The organism is Lentzea sp. NPDC004789 (genome assembly GCF_053601075.1).
In genome coordinates this window covers 218,066-234,899 of sequence record NZ_JBSGBE010000004.1, presented here as the reverse complement: position 1 = coordinate 234,899, position 16,834 = coordinate 218,066, and the positions used below count along the sequence as shown (strand labels likewise).

Annotated in this window: 21 protein-coding genes; 9 read left to right on the top strand and 12 right to left on the bottom strand. The window is 69.6% G+C overall.

Features of this window, described 5'->3' with window-relative positions; translation table 11 throughout:
• Positions 1-196: 196 nt before the first annotated feature.
• Complete coding sequence (locus tag ACWEIJ_RS11535) at positions 197-850, top strand: ACT domain-containing protein (RefSeq protein WP_355455209.1); 654 nt, start codon at positions 197-199, stop codon at positions 848-850.
• Here the strand turns inward: ACWEIJ_RS11535 and ACWEIJ_RS11530 are convergent.
• Entirely contained in the window at positions 847-1,530 is a 684-nt protein-coding gene (locus ACWEIJ_RS11530) for a 3-keto-5-aminohexanoate cleavage protein (protein ID WP_449837083.1), read from the bottom strand. The genes ACWEIJ_RS11535 and ACWEIJ_RS11530 overlap by 4 nt on opposite strands.
• A 127-nt stretch (positions 1,531-1,657) precedes the next feature.
• Between ACWEIJ_RS11530 and ACWEIJ_RS11525 the strand changes: the two genes are divergently transcribed.
• The gene (locus ACWEIJ_RS11525; RefSeq protein ID WP_355434079.1) at positions 1,658-1,882 is read left to right on the top strand and encodes a hypothetical protein; all 225 of its coding nucleotides are present in this window, start codon (positions 1,658-1,660) and stop codon (positions 1,880-1,882) included.
• Here ACWEIJ_RS11525 and ACWEIJ_RS11520 read toward each other — a convergent pair.
• A complete protein-coding gene (locus tag ACWEIJ_RS11520; protein ID WP_449837082.1) occupies positions 1,879-2,313 on the bottom strand; it encodes an N-acetyltransferase family protein in 435 nt (144 codons plus the stop codon). The two genes, ACWEIJ_RS11525 and ACWEIJ_RS11520, sit on opposite strands and share 4 nt — an antisense overlap.
• Positions 2,314-2,363: 50 nt before the next feature.
• Here ACWEIJ_RS11520 and ACWEIJ_RS11515 point away from each other — a divergent pair, with 50 nt between their 5' ends.
• Positions 2,364-2,783, top strand: coding sequence for an SWIM zinc finger family protein (locus ACWEIJ_RS11515; protein WP_449837081.1), 420 nt, complete (start codon positions 2,364-2,366; stop codon positions 2,781-2,783).
• A 9-nt stretch (positions 2,784-2,792) separates the two neighbouring features.
• Here ACWEIJ_RS11515 and ACWEIJ_RS11510 read toward each other — a convergent pair whose 3' ends face one another.
• Both ACWEIJ_RS11510 and ligA read right to left on the bottom strand, forming a co-directional pair.
• On the bottom strand, positions 2,793-3,293 hold the full coding sequence (locus ACWEIJ_RS11510) for a GNAT family N-acetyltransferase (RefSeq protein WP_449837080.1): 501 nt from the start codon (positions 3,291-3,293) through the stop codon (positions 2,793-2,795).
• Positions 3,286-5,394 carry an NAD-dependent DNA ligase LigA gene (ligA, locus tag ACWEIJ_RS11505; protein WP_449837079.1) on the bottom strand — a complete coding sequence of 703 codons (2,109 nt, stop codon included), beginning with the start codon at positions 5,392-5,394 and terminating at the stop codon, positions 3,286-3,288. Before ligA ends, ACWEIJ_RS11510 begins: the two co-directional genes overlap by 8 nt.
• A gap of 60 nt (positions 5,395-5,454) precedes the next feature.
• On the opposite strand from ligA, the gene ACWEIJ_RS11500 reads away from it, so the two are divergent.
• Positions 5,455-6,324: a hypothetical protein gene (locus ACWEIJ_RS11500; RefSeq protein WP_449837078.1), complete on the top strand. Its 870-nt coding sequence runs from the start codon at positions 5,455-5,457 to the stop codon at positions 6,322-6,324.
• Here ACWEIJ_RS11500 and ACWEIJ_RS11495 read toward each other — a convergent pair.
• From ACWEIJ_RS11495 to ACWEIJ_RS11485, 3 genes are read right to left on the bottom strand one after another with little or no spacing between them, the layout of a single operon-like run.
• Positions 6,272-6,919: a hypothetical protein gene (locus ACWEIJ_RS11495; protein WP_449837077.1), complete on the bottom strand. Its 648-nt coding sequence runs from the start codon at positions 6,917-6,919 to the stop codon at positions 6,272-6,274. The two genes, ACWEIJ_RS11500 and ACWEIJ_RS11495, sit on opposite strands and share 53 nt — an antisense overlap.
• Positions 6,920-6,923: 4 nt before the next feature.
• Entirely contained in the window at positions 6,924-7,481 is a 558-nt protein-coding gene (locus ACWEIJ_RS11490) for a YdeI/OmpD-associated family protein (RefSeq protein ID WP_449837076.1), read from the bottom strand.
• Positions 7,478-7,999: an LppU/SCO3897 family protein gene (locus ACWEIJ_RS11485; RefSeq protein WP_449837075.1), complete on the bottom strand. Its 522-nt coding sequence runs from the start codon at positions 7,997-7,999 to the stop codon at positions 7,478-7,480. Before ACWEIJ_RS11485 ends, ACWEIJ_RS11490 begins: the two co-directional genes overlap by 4 nt.
• 66 nt (positions 8,000-8,065) lie before the next feature.
• On the opposite strand from ACWEIJ_RS11485, the gene ACWEIJ_RS11480 reads away from it, so the two are divergent.
• A complete protein-coding gene (locus ACWEIJ_RS11480) occupies positions 8,066-8,572 on the top strand; it encodes a GNAT family N-acetyltransferase (RefSeq protein WP_449837074.1) in 507 nt (168 codons plus the stop codon).
• On the opposite strand, the gene ACWEIJ_RS11475 is transcribed toward ACWEIJ_RS11480, so the two are convergent.
• The 3 genes from ACWEIJ_RS11475 to ACWEIJ_RS11465 form a co-directional block, all read right to left on the bottom strand.
• Positions 8,559-9,620 carry a hypothetical protein gene (locus ACWEIJ_RS11475; RefSeq protein WP_449837073.1) on the bottom strand — a complete coding sequence of 354 codons (1,062 nt, stop codon included), beginning with the start codon at positions 9,618-9,620 and terminating at the stop codon, positions 8,559-8,561. The two genes, ACWEIJ_RS11480 and ACWEIJ_RS11475, sit on opposite strands and share 14 nt — an antisense overlap.
• A 38-nt stretch (positions 9,621-9,658) precedes the next feature.
• Entirely contained in the window at positions 9,659-11,512 is a 1,854-nt protein-coding gene (locus tag ACWEIJ_RS11470) for a glycoside hydrolase family 9 protein (RefSeq protein WP_449837072.1), read from the bottom strand.
• Between the two features lie 92 nt (positions 11,513-11,604).
• Positions 11,605-12,654 (bottom strand): methionine synthase, encoded by a 1,050-nt coding sequence (locus ACWEIJ_RS11465; RefSeq protein WP_449837071.1) that lies wholly within the window; start codon positions 12,652-12,654, stop codon positions 11,605-11,607.
• Between the two features lie 224 nt (positions 12,655-12,878).
• On the opposite strand from ACWEIJ_RS11465, the gene ACWEIJ_RS11460 reads away from it, so the two are divergent.
• Positions 12,879-13,238 carry a hypothetical protein gene (locus ACWEIJ_RS11460; protein ID WP_449837070.1) on the top strand — a complete coding sequence of 120 codons (360 nt, stop codon included), beginning with the start codon at positions 12,879-12,881 and terminating at the stop codon, positions 13,236-13,238.
• A gap of 237 nt (positions 13,239-13,475) precedes the next feature.
• Positions 13,476-13,865 carry a hydroxyphenylacetyl-CoA thioesterase PaaI gene (gene paaI, locus ACWEIJ_RS11455; protein ID WP_449837069.1) on the top strand — a complete coding sequence of 130 codons (390 nt, stop codon included), beginning with the start codon at positions 13,476-13,478 and terminating at the stop codon, positions 13,863-13,865.
• On the opposite strand, the gene ACWEIJ_RS11450 is transcribed toward paaI, so the two are convergent.
• Both ACWEIJ_RS11450 and ACWEIJ_RS11445 read right to left on the bottom strand, forming a co-directional pair.
• Complete coding sequence (locus ACWEIJ_RS11450) at positions 13,804-14,202, bottom strand: hypothetical protein (protein ID WP_449837068.1); 399 nt, start codon at positions 14,200-14,202, stop codon at positions 13,804-13,806. The genes paaI and ACWEIJ_RS11450 overlap by 62 nt on opposite strands.
• A gap of 38 nt (positions 14,203-14,240) precedes the next feature.
• Positions 14,241-15,383: a hypothetical protein gene (locus ACWEIJ_RS11445; protein WP_449837067.1), complete on the bottom strand. Its 1,143-nt coding sequence runs from the start codon at positions 15,381-15,383 to the stop codon at positions 14,241-14,243.
• Between the two features lie 36 nt (positions 15,384-15,419).
• Here ACWEIJ_RS11445 and ACWEIJ_RS11440 point away from each other — a divergent pair, with 36 nt between their 5' ends.
• Both ACWEIJ_RS11440 and ACWEIJ_RS11435 read left to right on the top strand, forming a co-directional pair.
• Positions 15,420-15,923, top strand: coding sequence for a DUF6584 family protein (locus tag ACWEIJ_RS11440; RefSeq protein WP_449837066.1), 504 nt, complete (start codon positions 15,420-15,422; stop codon positions 15,921-15,923).
• On the top strand, positions 15,920-16,771 hold the full coding sequence (locus ACWEIJ_RS11435) for a serine/threonine dehydratase (RefSeq protein ID WP_449837065.1): 852 nt from the start codon (positions 15,920-15,922) through the stop codon (positions 16,769-16,771). Before ACWEIJ_RS11440 ends, ACWEIJ_RS11435 begins: the two co-directional genes overlap by 4 nt.
• The last annotated feature ends 63 nt before the right edge of the window (positions 16,772-16,834 follow it).

Below are 16,834 nucleotides of genomic sequence, written 5' to 3'. Positions count from 1 at the left end.
GGGATTCGATTCGGGAACCCCGTGAGTCTATGGGCTGGTCAGTGCGGTCCTCGAACCGGTTACTACCTGACGAATCAACTTAACCGTTCCGCAACGCGGACAGCAGGTCATGCGTTGAGGATGCGTCTGCGAGAATCACCGACCGGCAACGGCGCGAGACGCGGGGTCTCGCGCACGAGCTATGGAGGCGTTCACCTTGTCGTTCCTGATCCGGGTCCAGCTCCCGGACCGTCCCGGCACCCTCGGCGCGGTCGCAACGGCTTTGGGCGAGATCGGGGCGGACATACTCAGCGTCGACGTGGTGGAACGCGGTTCCGGCGTCGCCATCGACGACCTCGTGGTGGAACTGCCCTCCGGCCGGCTGCCGGACACGCTGATCACCGCGGCCGAGTCGGTCGAGGGCGTCGAGGTGGACGCGGTGCGGCCGTACGCGGGCATCCTCGACACCCACCGCGAGCTGGAGCTCGTCGAGGAGATCGCCGAGGAACCGCACAAGGGTCTCGAGGTCTTCACCGAGGGCGTCCCGAAGATCATCCGGGCCGGCTGGGCCGTCGTGGTCGGGCCCGAGGGCACCGGGATCAACCGGCTGACCGCGTCGTCCGCGGCTCCGGAGACCCGGCTCGCCGACGTGCCCTGGTTCCCGCTGGAGCGCGCGACCGTGCTCGACGGCGAGGAGGAGTGGGTGCCGGAGACCTGGCGCGAGCTGGGCACCGAGCTCGCCGCCACGCCGCTGGGCAAGCCGGACCGGGTGCTCGTGGTCGGACGGCCGGGCGGGCCGATGTTCCGCGCGGCCGAGGTGGCGCGGCTGGCGCACCTGGCCGGGATCGTCGCGGTCGTGCTGCCGGACTAGCTCGGCGCCCTGGACCGCTGGTTGCGGCGGGCCATCGCGATCAGCTCGGCGTTGTTCCTGGCGCGCCGTCCGTCCGGCATCCGCAGCGTGTCCTCCAGCCCCATGCGCACCTGGTGTTCGAGCGTCGCCGCGTAGGTGAAGACCGGCCACGCGTCCCCGTCGCGGCCGTGCAGCAGAACCGGGAGGCCGAGCGGTTCCACCTGCCGCAGCAGGGTTTCGGCGTTCTCCCGCGTCGCCGTGACGGTGATCCGCGCGGTGCCCGCGGGCAGTTCCCCCAGCTCCTCCGGCACTTCGACGACCAGCTCCACCCCGACGTTGACCCGGTGCAGGGCCTGGGCCAGCTCACGCCAGCCGGGTTCGGCGACGTGGACGCTCGCGATGTCGGGGCGCCCGGAGGCGAGCGGCGCCCAGCTCGCGATCAGCGTGGCGCGGTTGCCGGGGACGTTCGTCGAGATGCTGATCTCGATGCCCGGCACCGCCGCGCGGACGGTCGCGATGGTGGTGGCGATCTCCGGGCCGGCCAGCGTGGGTGCGCCGATGACGTCCCTGGGGTGGAGGTGCACCGAGGTGACGCCGAGCGCGGCGACGTCGGCGGCGTCCTCGGCGAGGCGCTCGGGGGACAGCGGCAGGGCCGGGTGCTCCTCGGCTGCGCGGGAGCCGTTCAGGCAGGCTTGCAGCACACGTCATACGGTCCCACACAATCCCGGCCGCCGCGTTGCTCCAACGGCCAGCTTTCTCGTCCTGCGGAAGTCGTGATCTGACCCCAGAATCTGCCGTGATCGCCCACATCCCGGAGGTATGAAGATCATGGCCGTCACCGTGAACCTGGACCTGCTCCTCGACAAGGCATACGAGAACCTCCCGCTCAGCGAGATCCTGGACGCCCCCGTCGACGCGCTGCAGGGCGTGAGCGCGGGCGACGCGGAGAAGCTCAAGGCCGCGTTCAACATCAAGACCGTGCGCGACCTGGGCACCAACAAGTACTTCCGCGCCGCGGTGACGTTGCTGGACCTGGAGTCGACGGCCCGTTAGAACACGATGCGGTAGGTGACGAAGGGCGTCTTCTCCGCGATCTGGTCGTAGAGCCGGCGAGCGGTCTCGTTCCACTCGCTGGTGTGCCAGTACACGCGGCCGCAGCCCTGCCGTTGCGCCCACTCCGCCACCGCCTCGACGAGCGCGCGGCCGACACCCCGGCCGCGTGCCTCGGGGGCGGTGAAGAGGTCCTGCAGGTAGCAGACGTCCGGCCCGGACGTGCTGGGGTGCCGGAAGAAGTGCGTGATGCCGACGAGCGTGCCGCCGTCGCGGGCGCACAGGGCGTGGATGATCTTGTCGTCCTGGAAGGCCTGCCACTTCTCGTCGTAGGTCTCCGGCGGCAACGTCCGTTGGTAGAAGGTGTTGTAGCCCTCGAAGAGCTCCTGCCACCGGCCGCGGTCCGCGGCGCCGAGCGGGCCGATCTCGATCACGTTGATCCTTCTGTTGGTTCTTTTCAGGGTCACCCGGTTGGATGACGTCCGTGTCGACGACCCTCACCACCGAGCTGCTGTTGCACCGCGCGGGCACCAAGTCGTACTGGCGCGGCCTCACCTACCGCGACGCCGTGCTGTCCCTGCGGGTGCACAGCAGGCACGTGGCGGCTCGGGTGCGCGGCAGCGACGACGCGGCGTACGCGGTGGAGCTGTCGTGGTCGGGCACGCACCTGGTGGGCGAGTGCAGCTGCCCGCACGGGTCGGAGGGCTTCTTCTGCAAGCACTGCGTCGCCGTCGGGCTGGTGCTGCTGGACCGGGGCGAGACCGTGCCGCCACCGGACGCCGAGGACGTGGAGCTGCGCGACGTGCTGAGAGCCCTGCCCGCGGAGGTGCTGCGCACGCTGCTGTACGAGCAGGCGGCCGGTGACCTCAAGCTGCGGGCGCGGATCATGTCGTCGCGCCGCTAGGCAGCACCGTCAGAGCGGCAGCCCGTACGCGTACGCCATGAGCTGGACACCGGGCAACGGCGACCAGTCCCGGTCCGGCAGCCGCGTGAACCCCAGCCGCTCGTACAACCGGTGCGCCGCCAGCATCTTCTCCGAAGACGACAGCACGACCCGGCCGAGACCCGCTGCTCGTGCCCGGTCGACGACCGCGCGCACCAGGGCCTCGCCCACGCCCCGGCCGCGGGCCGCCGCGGCGACCGAGAGCATGCGGAACTCCAGCTCGCCCGGCCGGGAGATCTCGGCGTACGGCGTGCCGGGGTGCACGACCGTCACGGAACCGAGCACGGTCCCGGAGTCGTCCGCGGCGACGAGGATCTCGGCGTCGCGGAACCGGGACGCCGAGTCCGCCAGCGTCCTGGCGTAGTCGTCGTGGTCGCCCACGTAACCGTCCACGCGGTACGCCTCCACGGTGATCGCGCCCACCGCCGGCAGATCGGCCTCGCGAGCCGGCCGGATGATCAGGTCAGCCATCTGCGCCTTCCTCCCCGATGACGGCCACCTCCCTCGCCGCGTCCGGGCCCTGTTCCAGCAGGACCCGGAAGCCCGCCTCGTCGAGGACGGGGACCTTCAGGGAGATGGCCTTGTCGTACTTGGATCCTGGCGAGTCGCCGACGACCACGAAAGCGGTTTTCTTGGACACCGAGCCGGCCGCCTTGCCGCCGCGAGCCAGGATCGACTCCTTGGCCGAGTCGCGGGAGAACTCCGTCAGCGAGCCCGTGACCACGATGGACAGGCCTTCGAGGTTGCGCGTGATGGACGCGTCGCGCTCGTCCTCCATCCGCACGCCCGCCGCCCGCCAGCGTTCGACGACCCGTTGGCGCCACTCGGTTTCACGCCACTCGACCACGGCCGCAGCGATCGTCGGACCAACGCCCTCCGCGCTCGCCAGGACCTCCTCGTCGGCTTCGAGGATCGCGTCCATCGACCCGAACTGCAGGGCCAGCGCGCGGGCGGCCGTCGGTCCGACGTGCCGGATCGAGAGGGCGACCAGGACCCTCCACAGCGGACGTGACTTGGCGGTTTCGAGGTTGGTCAGCAGCTTCAGCGCGTTCGCCGACAGCTCGCCGTCCTTCGTCTTGAACCGCTCGACCTGCTGCAGGGCGTCGGCGTCGAGGTCGAACAGGTCGGCCTCGTTCGTGTACACGGTGGACTCGGTGATCGCGGCGGCCGCCTCGTCGCCGAGTCCCTCGATGTCCAGCGCGTAACGGGAAGCGAGGTACGCCAGGCGTTCGCGCAGCTGGCCTGGGCACGTCTCCGCGTTGGGGCAGCGGATGTCGACGTCGCCCTCCTTCATTGGACGCAGCTCGGCGTTGCACTCCGGGCACCGCGTCGGCATGACGAACTCACGCGCGTCGTCCGGCCGTGCGGCGAGAACCGGCCCCAAGACCTCGGGGATCACGTCGCCCGCCTTGCGGATGACGATCCGGTCGCCGATCAGCACACCCTTGCGCTTCACCTCGGACGCGTTGTGCAGCGTGGCCCGCGCGACCGTGGACCCCGCCACCTTCACCGGTTCCATCACCGCGAACGGCGTGACGCGGCCGGTGCGGCCCACCTGGACCTGGATGTCCAGCAACGTCGTGGTCGCCTCTTCCGGCGGGTACTTGTACGCGATGGCCCACCGCGGCGCGCGCGACGTGGTGCCCAGCCGCCGTTGCAGCGACACCTCGTCGACCTTGATCACCACGCCGTCGATCTCGTGGACCGCGTCGTGCCGGTGCTCGCCCCAGTACTCGACGTGCTCGCGGATGGCCGCCGGGTCGGTGAGCACCTTGGTGTGCGAGGAGACCGGTAGCCCCCACGACTTGAGCGCCTCGTACGCGAGCGACTGGCGGGCGACCTCGAAGCCCTCGGTCTTGCCGATGCCGTGGCAGATCATCCGCAGCTTGCGCGACGCGGTGACCTTCGGGTCCTTCTGCCGCAACGAGCCCGCCGCGGTGTTGCGCGGGTTGGCGAACGGCGGCTTGCCCTGCTCGACCAGCGAGGCGTTCAACGCGAGGAAGTCCTCGACCGCGAAGAAGACCTCGCCGCGCACCTCGACCAGGTCCGGCACCGGGTAGTCGTCCGAGCCCTTCAGCACCACGGGAACGTCCGCGATCGTGCGGACGTTCAGCGTCACGTCCTCACCCGTGCGGCCGTCGCCGCGGGTCAGCGCGCGCGTCAGCCGCCCCTTCTCGTACAGCAGGTTGATCGCGAGGCCGTCGATCTTCAGCTCGCACAGGAAGTGCGTGCCCTCACCGATGTCCTTCCGCACGCGCTCGAACCACGCCGTCAGCTCGTCCTGGGCGAAGACGTTGTCCAGGCTGAGCATCCGCTCCAGGTGGTCGACCGCCTTGAACTCGGTCGAGAACGTGCCGCCGACGAGCTGCGTGGGCGAGTCCGGCGTGGCCAGGCCCGGATGCTCGGCCTCCAGTGCCTCCAGCGACTTGAGCAGCGCGTCGAACTCACCGTCGGTGACGATGGGGTCGTCCAGCACGTAGTAGCGGAACTGGTGCGAGCGCACCTCTTCCGCGAGCACGGCATGCCGCTCGCGCACCTCGGCCGGGACGTCTTCAAGGCTCTCGCTGGTCACGCCCGACAGCGTAGTAACGAGTCGGCCCACCAGCGCGAGAACACTCGGGAGGCTGATGTGATGCGCTCTGCCGGGTACTCGCTGTTGTCCCTCACGGTCGGTGCGGTGCTGGTGTGGCTCGGCTGGCACGCCGGTTCCGCGAACCCCGCCGTGCCCTTCGACCGGGTGGCCATGATCGTCCTGGTGCTCGTGCTGGCGGTGCTGCCGCTGGTGCTGGGACCGGTGGCGCCCAACCGCACGGCCAAGGCGGTCCGCGTGGCCGGGTACGCCTCGATCTACGCACTCCTGGCGGCGCTGACGGCGCTGTCGCGGTATGCGGGCAGCCGCTTCGACCACTTCACGGCGTTCGACCAGGCCAACTGGGAAGCCGACATGCGCAGCGGTGCGGTGATCGGCGGGGTGCTGATGATCCTCCTGATCGGCGGGTACGCCGTGGCGGTGCTGAGGCTGACGTCGCACCGGATGGCCGTCGAGCCCAGGACGTTGGTCATCGGCATCGGTTGCGGCGTCGCGCTGGCGTTGAGCGTGTACGCCTTCATGCCGGTCGGGAACGTCTCGCACGCGTTCGTGCTGGCCGTGCTGCCGCCCGCCGCGCTGCTGGCGGCCGGTGTCCTGGCGGGCGAGCAGCGACAGGGTGCCGTCGCGGGCCTGTGCGCGGGTGGTGCCGCGGCCGTGCTGCTCGCCACGCTGACCATCGCCACGATGGTGCTGCTGCCCGGCCAGGTCGACCTGGAGTGGGCGAACCCCGACCCGTCCGTCCCCCACGGCACGCTGTTCGAGCTGCAGATGAGCGTGAGCGACACGGCGATCAGGTATCAGCTCGGGCTGCTGCTCGGGCCCGCCGCGGGGCTCGCGATCGGGTACCTCGGCAGCTCGTTCAGGCGTCCTGGGCGAGCGTCCGGACGAGCGAACGCAGCTCCAGCAGGCTGATCGTGCCCTCCGGCTCCAGCTGCGCGGTCTCCACCCGTCGCAGCCGCTCCCCCGCGAGCCGCTCGCCGAGCGTCACGTCCAGCGGCAGGAACGTCATCGTCTGCCGCTGCTGCTCGGACAGCTCGGCCAGGGCGGGGTGGTAGACCGCGACGTCCACGACGTCACCGTCCACCTGGGCCACGACGCGGTAGTCGCCGAGCCGCATCCTGACCTCGCCGAGGTTCACGACGACCTCGGTCGGGTCCGGCACCGGCGGCACCGAGTCGTGGAACTCCCACACCATGTCCGACGGCGGCGCCGCCTTGATCCACGCGTCGGTGTACGGCCGCAGCCGCGGGTCCTCCTGGCCGGTGACCACCAGCGCGTACATGGCCAGGTGGCCCTGTTCGAGCGAGAACACCAGGTCCGGGTGCAGATCGCGGACGAGGGCCGTCAGCTCGTCCTCGACGCGGTGCGGCTCGCCGTCGCCGAGCGCGGAGCTCACCACCGGCACCAGCTCGAACCACCGCTCCCAGAACCGCTGGGCGGCCTCCTCGGCGTTCGGCACGTGTGCGGGGGCGACGTCTTCGGTGTTGCGGCGGCGGAACCACTTCATTCGCTCAAGCGTAGAGCTTGCGCCCTTCGGCCAGCATTTCGACGAACTGGGCGATGCGCTTCCGCCGTGTCTCCGCGCGTTTCGCGTCGTGGATGCGCAACAGGATCGCGTACCGGTTCTGGCTGTTCAGGCCTTCGAACGCGGTCTTGGCCTTGGGGTTGGCCGCAAGCGCCGCCACGAGGTCGTCGGGCACCTCGATCGTGGCGGGACCCGCGTACGCCGCCTCCCAGCGCCCGTCCGCCTTCGCCCTCTCGATCTCGGCGAGCCCCGCCGGCAGCATTTTCCCCGCCGCGATCAGCTCCTCGACCTTGGCGCAGTTGCGCTTGGACCACCTGCTGCGCGGCTTGCGCGGCGTCCACCGCTGCGAGTAGTAGGTCTCGTCGATGGACCGCACGAGCCCGTCGATCCACCCGTGGCACAACGCGATGTCGAGCGCCTCGTCGTAGGTGATCGTCTTGAGTCCAGAGCCCTTCTTGGCGTACTTGATCCACAGCTCGGTCTCGGTGGAGCCGTTCTCGTGCAGCCAGGCGTCGAACTCGGCGGGATCTTCGAAGAAGATCAACGCACCCTCCTCAGGCAGAGCGTCATCTCCTCATAGGGAACACCGAGTTCGGCCTCTTCGGGACAACTTTCTTTCGCGATGCCGACGACCTGCACGTTCACCCGCGGGGCCGCACAGTCGAACTTGGACACCACGGACCGCTGCAGGTTCTCGGTGTCGAGCTCGAAGCAGTCACCCCGCCGGGCGTTGGGCAGCAGGCACAGCGCCGCGTTGTGCCTGGTGTCGCGCAACACCTTGTAGTCACCGCGCGGGCACTCGCCGGACGTGCTGGCGAGGACCGCGCCGATCTTCAGCGCCGCCCGTTCACCCCCGCAGTCCACGACCGTGAGACCCAGGTCGTCCTCGCCGGGCCCGGTGAACCTCACGCAGCTGCCCTTCTCCGCCTTCGAGTAGTCGGTGAGGAACAGGGCTTCCGGTGCTTTCGGCTCGGGTTCCTCCTTGTCGCTGAACAACCACCACAGGACCCCGTAGGCCAGCACGGCGAGTACGCACACCATCACGGTCTGTCTCACGACCACGCCGCGGATTATGGCGGCGAAAACTCGGTGGCGCTTGCTGAAGCGATTGGGCCACAGTGCGGGGTCATGCTGATCCGGCGGGAGACGCCCGCAGACATCGACGCCATCCGCGACGTCACGAACCTCGCGTTCAAGAACGGCCCGGAGGCCGCGCTGATCGACTGGCTGCGGGAGGACGAGGGCTGGATCCCGGAGCTGTCAATGGTGGCGGACGGCGGCGTTGCCCATGACGTCCCGAACCGCGTTCTCGGGCACGTCGTGTGCACGCGCGGATACGTGGGCGACGTGCCGACGCTCGGGCTGGGCCCGATCAGCGTGCACCCGGACCACCAGCAGGCCGGTATCGGCAAGGCGTTGGTGCACACCATGCTCGGAGCCGCGGAGGCTCGTGGAGAGCTCGCGGTGATCCTGCTCGGCAGCCCCGTCTACTACTCGCGGTTCGGCTTCCGGCTGGCGGAGGAGTTCGGGATCACGCCGCCGGTTCCCGAGTGGGCGCCGCACTTCCAGGCCCGCCTGTTCGCCGACGTGCCGCCGGGACCGTTCCGCTACTCGGAGCCGTTCAACCGGCTCTGACCACCGTGCCGTCGGCCTTCCGCGCGTACACCGTGCCGTCGGGCTGAGCGGACACGGTGTCGACGAAACGGCTGTCGCCCAACGGTTCCCAGCCGTTGCCGAGGCGGTGCGGGCGGCCGCCGACCAACGTGTACAGGCCGATCGTCCCGTCAGCACGGAGAACCGCCTCCGGTGAGGAGTCGAGACCTGACGCGACCTGGCGCCAGGCACCGGCTTCGTGGACCACGAGCGCGGTGCCCGAGCGGACGTAGACGGCGACCGATCCGTCCGGACGCACCACGGCCGAGGGCTTGCCGGCGGCGAACCCAGGGGAACCCAGTCCGGTGACGCTGCCGTCGGCCAGCACGGCGTACAGCGCGACCGTCCCATCAGGACGCAAGACGGCCTCGGGATCACCTGCGACACCGGAGAGAACGGGTCGCCACACCCCGTCATCGAGCACCATGACCTCACCGCGCACGGTCCTCGCGTACACGAACCGGCCTGCCACCGATGGACGTCCGACGAAGTCGCGCGAGGTGCTCAACCGCGAGCCATCGACCCGTACGTCGCCGTCCTCCACCACGTGGACGGCACCGCCCACGACCTCCGGACCGCCCTGCCAGGCCTGGCGGAGCATGGACGAGGCCCGGTCCACGGCCCGGTCGTAGCGCTCGGGGCAGCACGACCGCTGCACCGCGTCGGCGAGCAGCCCCGGCGTGAGGTCCGGCCGGTCGACCTTGACCGCGTGGGAGAAGAACCGCCGAGCCGCGTACGACACGTCCATGATCTGCTCGGGTGCGCCCCAGCCCATCGACGGCCGCTGCTGGAAGACGCCGAGCGAGTCCGCGTCACCGCAGGCGAGGTTGTTCATGTGCGACTCGACCCACCCGGCCTCGAACCCGGCGAGCATCACCTTGTCGCTCACGCCCAACGACAGCCCGGCGGCGTGCACGACCCGGATCACGTCCGGGTCGTGCACGCCGGGCACCCGGCAGGAGACATCGCGCGGCAGGGCCTCAGCCGTACCGGCCATCACCAGCACGAACACCAGCGCGAGCCTGAGCACAAGTCCGAATTGGACACCCAGACCCGCGCCGCCGCCACTCAGCCGTTCGCGATCAGCGAGAAGCCGAGCACGCCCGTCGCCGTGAAGTCGATGGCGGGCTCGGAGCTCGGCCAGGACCTCAGGTCGTCGGCGAACACGGACTTCGCGGAGTCGAACTCCTTGGTGTAGGGCTTGGTGCAGTCCACGGCCCCCGCCGGCATCTCACCGAGGTCGGAGAACAGCGTGGCGTCGTTCGGGCCGTTGATCACGGCGCCGACCAGCACCTTCGAGCCGCCGTTCGGCGAGCCGGACAGGTTCGCCACCTGGTGGTGCGGGCACTGCGGGAACGTCGAGCCGACGCCGACGATCAACGAGGTGCCCCAGGCGTTGGTGCCGAGGGCGAAACCGCGCTGCTGCGTGCCGAACGTCTCGTACTTCCGGTCGCCGGTGAGCTTCCGGTAGAGCGCGGCGGTCGTGATGAAGCCGAACGTGCGCGAGCCGACGTCCCAGTTCCCGACGTCGGCGGCGGTGCGGAACGGCGAGTGCTGAGCCGCATCGACGCCCTTCTGCAACTGGCGCTGGAGGTCGCCGACGAGCTGCGCCTCGGTCACCTCGGCACCGGGCACGCCCGCCTTCAGCAGCTTCGCGAGATCGGCGTGGCCGAGCGCGGAGATGTTGTAGACGTTCAGCGTGTCGGGGTCGTTCGTGGCCAGGAACTCCTTGGCCCAGTGGGCGGCGGCACGCGCGAACTGGCCGAAGCGCTTGTCGTTCAACGCCTTCGCGGCCAGTGCGAGCTGGGTCGCGCCGAACTCCAGGTCGTCGGTCCACGACGACTCGGGGTAGTAGGCGTGCGGGAACGCCGTCACGAGTTCGCCGACGTCCGTGGTCTTGGCCAGCGAGAACAGCTTGGCGGCCTTCTCCAGGTACGCGCACGCGAGGCGCGGGTTGCGGTGCGCCTCGATCTGCGCGGCCAGCGCGAACGAGCCGGCGACGCGGCCGGCCAGGTTCGGGCTGATCTTCTCGCCGGCGGAATTCGCCCGGAACACGGGCCGGTACTTGATGTAGTACTGGCTGTCGCCCGGCTTGACGTCGAGCTCGTCGTCGGCCTCCGGCAGGCGCCACACGTCGTGGTCGCCGACGAAGCCGAACTCCTCGGAGCCGGTGCCGATGCCGACCTGGGCGTAGAGGGTGCCCGTCCGCTCGTCCCACGCCTTGTCGAGCCACCTGAGCCCGAACTTCGCCTCTTCGTACAGCGCGTCGTCGTGCTTGTTGCGCAACGCCAGCAGCATCGACGCGGTGGAGTACGACGAGGCGTGGGTGAACTTCACGAAGTCACCGGCGTCGAACCAGCCGCCTTCGAGGTCGACCTTCACGCCGGTGGCCTTCAGCGGCGCCGCGATCTCGTCGCCGCCGTCGCCTTTGAACACCGGTTCCTCGTAGACCATCGCGTCGCGGTCGGTGAGGTGCGAGGGCTTGCGGCCGAGCCGCCCCGGGATCACCGCGGCGCCGTCCCGCTGGGCCTGGAAGAACTCGACGGTGTCGTCGGCGACCGGCTGGAACAGCTTGTTCAGCGCGTCGACCCGGAACGCCGGCGAGGTCGCCGAGCCGACCTTGATCCGGTACGTCCCGGCGGTCTTCAGCGCCGAGAAGTCGATCGGGTGCACGGCGGGGAACTTCGTGCTCCACGACCCCGTCGAGGCACCGGTCCTCCCGGTCAGCACGGTCCTGCCGCGGTTGTCGACCACGGTGAACCTGGTGTTCGCGGCGCCGCCGAGCACGTACGCCTGCTTCGCCTCGGCGGTGCCGAAACCGATCTGGTCCAGCCTGATGTGTCCGGCCGGGGCGGCCTGGGCAGGCGCCACGACCACACCGGACAGCACTGCGGCGACGAGGGCCGCACGTCTGATGCGCATGAGAGGAACTCCCGGTCCAGGCCTCGGCGGTCGGCCTACGGTTAAGAAAGTTTCCTAATAGTTCGCAGCAGACTAGCCGCCCAAACCGGGCATCACCAGCCCTCAGGTGGCTCCACGAAGGCCGAGGAGAGGTCACGGGTCAACGACAGCGCGCGCTTGACCCAACCGGCCGTCGCACCCGCGAGCCCGCACGTCGGAGTGGGCAGCGCCTTCTCGGCGAGGATCGACCGCGGGAAACCCAGCCGGTCGACCAGGGTGAACGCCCGCTGCCCGACGTCCTTCAACGTCACGGGCGTGCCGGGATCCACGCTCGGCACGAGGCCCAGCGCCAGCGTCGTGCCCGCCTCCCAGGTCTCACCGATCTCGTCGAGGGCCTCCGCACCCTTGACCAGGGTCACGTCGAACGCAATCGCTTGCGCACCCGCCTCCCTGAGCAGCGTCAACGGCGGCTGCGGCGCGCAGCAGTGGACCAGCACCTCGTGGTCCTTCAGCGCGTCGATCACCGTCGCGAGCACCGCGCGCGCGTCCGGTTCGGGCACGGCGGGCACGGTCCCGAGCTTCGACGGCGTCGGCAGCAGCCCCTGCAGCACGGCCGGCAGCCCGGGTTCGTCGAGCTGCACGACCACCTTCGCCCCGGTGCGCCTGGCGACCTCGGCGGCGTGCTGCTTCAACCCCTCGGCCAGCGACTCGGAGAACTCCTTCACCGCGCCGTGGTCCGTGAGCACCCGATGGCCGCGCATCAGCTCGATGTTCGACATCAACGTCCACGGCCCGGCGGCCTGCACCTTGACCGTCTCCGGCTGCGCGCCCGCCCGTTCCAGCGCCTCGTCGAACGCGTCCAGGTCACCCCTGAGGAGGTCGACCGCACGGCGGTGGTCCCGCCCCGGCCGCGGGGTCACCCGATAGCCGGACGTGATGACCTCGATGGCCAGATCGACGAGCAGGCCGGCGGTGCGGCCGATCATGTCCGCGCCGACGCCCCGCGCTGGCAGCTCCGGCACGTGCGGCAGCTCCGGCAGCTCGCCGACGACGACCCGCGCCGCCTCGTCGATGTCGGTTCCGGGCAGCGATCCGATTCCAGTTGCTCCACGCACCCGCCGAATTGTTCCACTGTCCTGCGGACAAGAAAGGTCTAGACCCATTGACGCTGTGGTCTAGGCCACTTACGGTGATCGAGCAGGTGCTCTGAGTACGAGCACCTCCCCGCACGTGGGTGGGAGCGCGACGCGCCCCGCGTTCCCGCCCGCGCCCCTCCGCGGTAGCTGAACCGGGTGAATGCGGAAGGAGCCGCTAACAGCGCGACCGAGGTCACCGACCACCTGAGCGGACGTGGACTTTTCGTTCTGACCGACTACAGGAGAGTCCCGTGATCAGATTCGCTCGAAGGTCCATCGCAGTTCTCTGCCTCGTCCTGTCCGCGGGCTTCTGCGCGGCTCCGGCCGCGCAGGCCGCAGCACAGTGGAAGATCCAGCCCTGCCGCTTCGACCTGCACGCGTACTGGCTGCCGAAGCAGGTCACGTCCGGCGTCTTCATCAGCTGCACCACGACGGCGGACCGGAACCAGCAGATCAACGACGCGCTGGCGAGCGGCGAGCCGACCCGCGTGACCAACGCGTTGCACGCGGGTCTTCAGCAGAACGCGGACACGTTCCTCACGCCGGATTCGCCGTGCGAACCCGGACAGGAGGCCGCGATGGGTGACGCCTACGCGGAATGCGTGGGCTGACCTGACCGGCACAGGTGAAGGCCGGTGCGGGATCTTCCGTCCCCGCACCGGCCTCCACCTGCTCGTCCAGGCCTTCTAGCAGCTGCTGCAGCACCCGCAGCCAGGACCCGTGCAACCGCCGCAGCAAGAACATCCACCCATGGTGACCACCTCCGACGTTGAGCGATCAAGCACTCGGACAGTAGGGCGGCCCTGACATCGCGTGACACCACCGCCAGAGTGATTACGCTGCCACGAATGAATGATGGTCCCGCCGAGATGCTGGCCGCCGACAAGGCCTCCACCGCGCTCGGCATCGAGCCGGTCGAACTGCGCGACGGCTACGCGTTGCTGCGCATGACGGTGACCGAAAACATGATCAACGGCCACGGCATCGCGCACGGCGGGTACGTCTTCCTCCTGGCCGACACGGCGTTCGCCTGCGCCTGCAACAGGGCCGGGTCCGTCACCGTCGCCGCCACGGCCGAGATCGACTTCATCCGGCCCGTGCACGAGGGCGACGAGCTGGTGGCGGAGGCGGTGGAACGGACCCGGTTCGGCCGCAGCGGGATCTACGACATCACGGTCAGGCGGGGGACGGAGACCGTGGCCGAGTTCCGCGGCCGGTCGCGGACGTTGCGCTCCTGAGGCCGAGGAACTGCAGGACCGCGAAGCCGAGCACGGCCAGCCCCTGCGCGAGCACCAGCGCGACCCCCAGGCCGGTGAGCGGGAACCACTTCAGCTCGGCCGTGAGAATGCTGTCCAGGGCCCACACGAGATTGCCGATGACGACCAGCAGCACGATTCGGCGGTCCGGTGCGGCTCGGGTGCCCAACGCGAAGACGAGCACGCCGTAAACCACGCAGAAAAGGCCGAGCCCGATCTGCCAGCCCGCCGGCACGCCGACCTCCGGGCGGATCAGCACGGTCAGCAGACCGAGCAGGAACGAAGCGACACCGTCGAGTTTCAAGGCGAATTTCAACATGGCCCGACCATCGCCGCTCCGGCGCTGCCAGAACCACGTCAAGCGCTGCCAACTCCTGCCATCAGGTCCGCCGCGACCAGGCGCGCGGCGGCGTTCTGCCAGTTGTGGAGGGTCCGCTCCGGCACCTGTGACACGAACCACTGCAGTGCGCGCCGATCCTCCGCGTCGAGGTCCTCGCGCTTGGTCCGCACCGAATACGGCCGGATTCCCTTGACGTAGTAGAAGTACAGGGCGTTGTAGTAACGCCATTCATCGCTCGTGCCGAAATCGCCGTCCGCGGGCTTCAGGCGTTGAATGCTCGTCAGCAACATGCTTTTCAGCTGCGCGGCCCGATCGAGCGGCGGAGCCTCCTCGGTCAACGCGATCAACGGACTCGCGACCAGCTTGCCCAGATCGCCGTAGTGGCTCAACGCCTTGCGCGTCAGCCGCGCGAACTCGGCCTCGTCCTCGGTGACCAGCGGCCCCCGCTTCGGCAACGCCTCCGCCGCCTCCCGCAACTGGGCCCGCTGCGCCGCCACCGCGGGCACCGCGAGCCGGTCCACCGCGGCCGCCAGCGGGTTCGCCAGCACCTGCACCGCGATGGCCGCCGCGACCGTCGTGTGAGCGAGCAGCTCCGGACCGCCGAACACGAGCACCTGCGACCCGAACAACACCGCCGTGAAGCCCGCGATCACGAACGACCGCAGCATGTCCGCCCGGATCGCCTCCCCCTCCTCGACGGCATCGGTCACCGCCACCAGCACCCCGAACACCACGAGGTCGAAGCCGATCGACGGCAACGTGATCGCGTCTGGCAGAAGTTGCAGCAGGAAGGCGGCAGCCGACAGCCCGAACATCACTCCGACGAGTGAAAAGTAAGTGCGTTTCCTTATGGCTACGACCACCGCTGCCGCCAAAGGGAGCAGCACCAGCCACGGCACCCAGAACGAAGCCGCGAAGAACACCGGCAACCCGGCCCACCACCACCTGATCAACTCGGCCCGCGAGAGCAACAGGATCACGCCCGTCCAGGCCAGCGCGGGTACGCCGAGCAACACGGGATGAGGCACGACGACCGCCGCCGAATAGCCGAGCAGCCCGACACCCGCCCACCACAACAGCGGCTTGCGCGGATCGCGGGCGAGCAGGTACAGCCCGAGCCACCAGGCGAGGCCCGAGACCAGCAGCGATAGGCCGAACACAGGTCAAAGCTAGCCCTACCTGCAAAACTAATCTTCATGCCGGTAGAGCTGACGCTCCACAAAGCGGCCGAGGAGTTGCGCCGGGGCGACCTCGCGAGCGTGCTGCGCGCACGTCAGCGCATCGCCGGACTGGTCGGCACCTACCCGCACCGGCTCGATCTCCGCGAACGCCTCGCCGAGGTCTACCGCACCCTGGGCCAGCCGGCCCAGGCAGGCCGCTGGGCCTACCTCTCCGACGAACGCGACCCGGCCGAAACCGAAGCGTTCGAACGCGCCTACCGCAAAGCCCAGACCCGCCTGGTCGCCCTGTGCTGGCAGGGCCGCGTGGACGAGGCCCCCACCGAGACCGCCAGAACCCGCCTCACCTCCCTCTACCTGGAAGCCCGCATCGAACTCCAGCGCGAGCTCGACGCCACCCAGCACGAGGAAACCTCCTGGGGCGCCTGCCTGATCGTGATGGTCGGCGGCACCTTCGTCCTCGTCTGCTTCCTGCTCGGCATCGTCACCCTGTTCCAGTTCTTGTGGAAACTGGTGTCATGAACCCGCTGTCGCAGTACGTCCGCCGCACTCCCACCATGCACGTGACGGTCGACGGCCGCCCGCTCGTCCTCAAACTGGAGCACCTCCAGCTGACCGGATCCTTCAAGATCCGCGGCGCGGTCAACAAACTCCTGTCGCTGGACGCCTCCGAAGTCGTCACCGCGTCCGGCGGCAACCACGGCATCGCGGTGGCCCAAGCCGCCCAGCTGCTGGGCGCCCACGCCACGGTCTTCGTCCCGCTGACCGCCCCGGAGACCAAGACCAAGCGCATCGAAGCCCTGGGCGCCAAACTGATCCGCCACGGCAACACCTACGCCGAAGCCGCACTGGCCGCCCGCGACCTCGGTCTTCCTTACGTCGAGGCGTACAACGACCCGAAGGTGATCGAGGGCCAGTCGACCGTCACCCGGGAAATCGTCGAGGACGTGCCCGAGGTCGACACGATCGCCATCGCGGTGGGCGGCGGCGGCCTGATCGCGGGCGCGGCACTGGCCTCCGGCGGCCGTCACATCATCGCCGTGGAACCCGAACACTGCTGCGCCATGCACAACGCCCTGAAGGCGGGCTCACCAGTCGACTCGGAGGTCAACTCCGTCGCCGCCGACGCACTGGGCGCCACCCGCGCGGGGGAGCTGCCGCTGGAGATCCTGCAGCAGCACCACGTCTCGTCGGTGCTGGTGTCCGATGAGGACATTCTCGCGGCCCGCGACCGCCTGTGGGCGGACTTCCGCCTGGCAGTGGAACCAGCCGGTGCGGCGGCGTTCGCAGCATTCGTCAAGGGAGACGTACCGGGCGAACTCCCTTGCGCAGTCCTCTGTGGAGCCAACTCGGAGTGGCAGCCCAGATAACCCGCGAAGGCGAAGCCGAGCCGTCCTTCCACACGAACCCGGTGGGGTGGTCCCGCACACCGC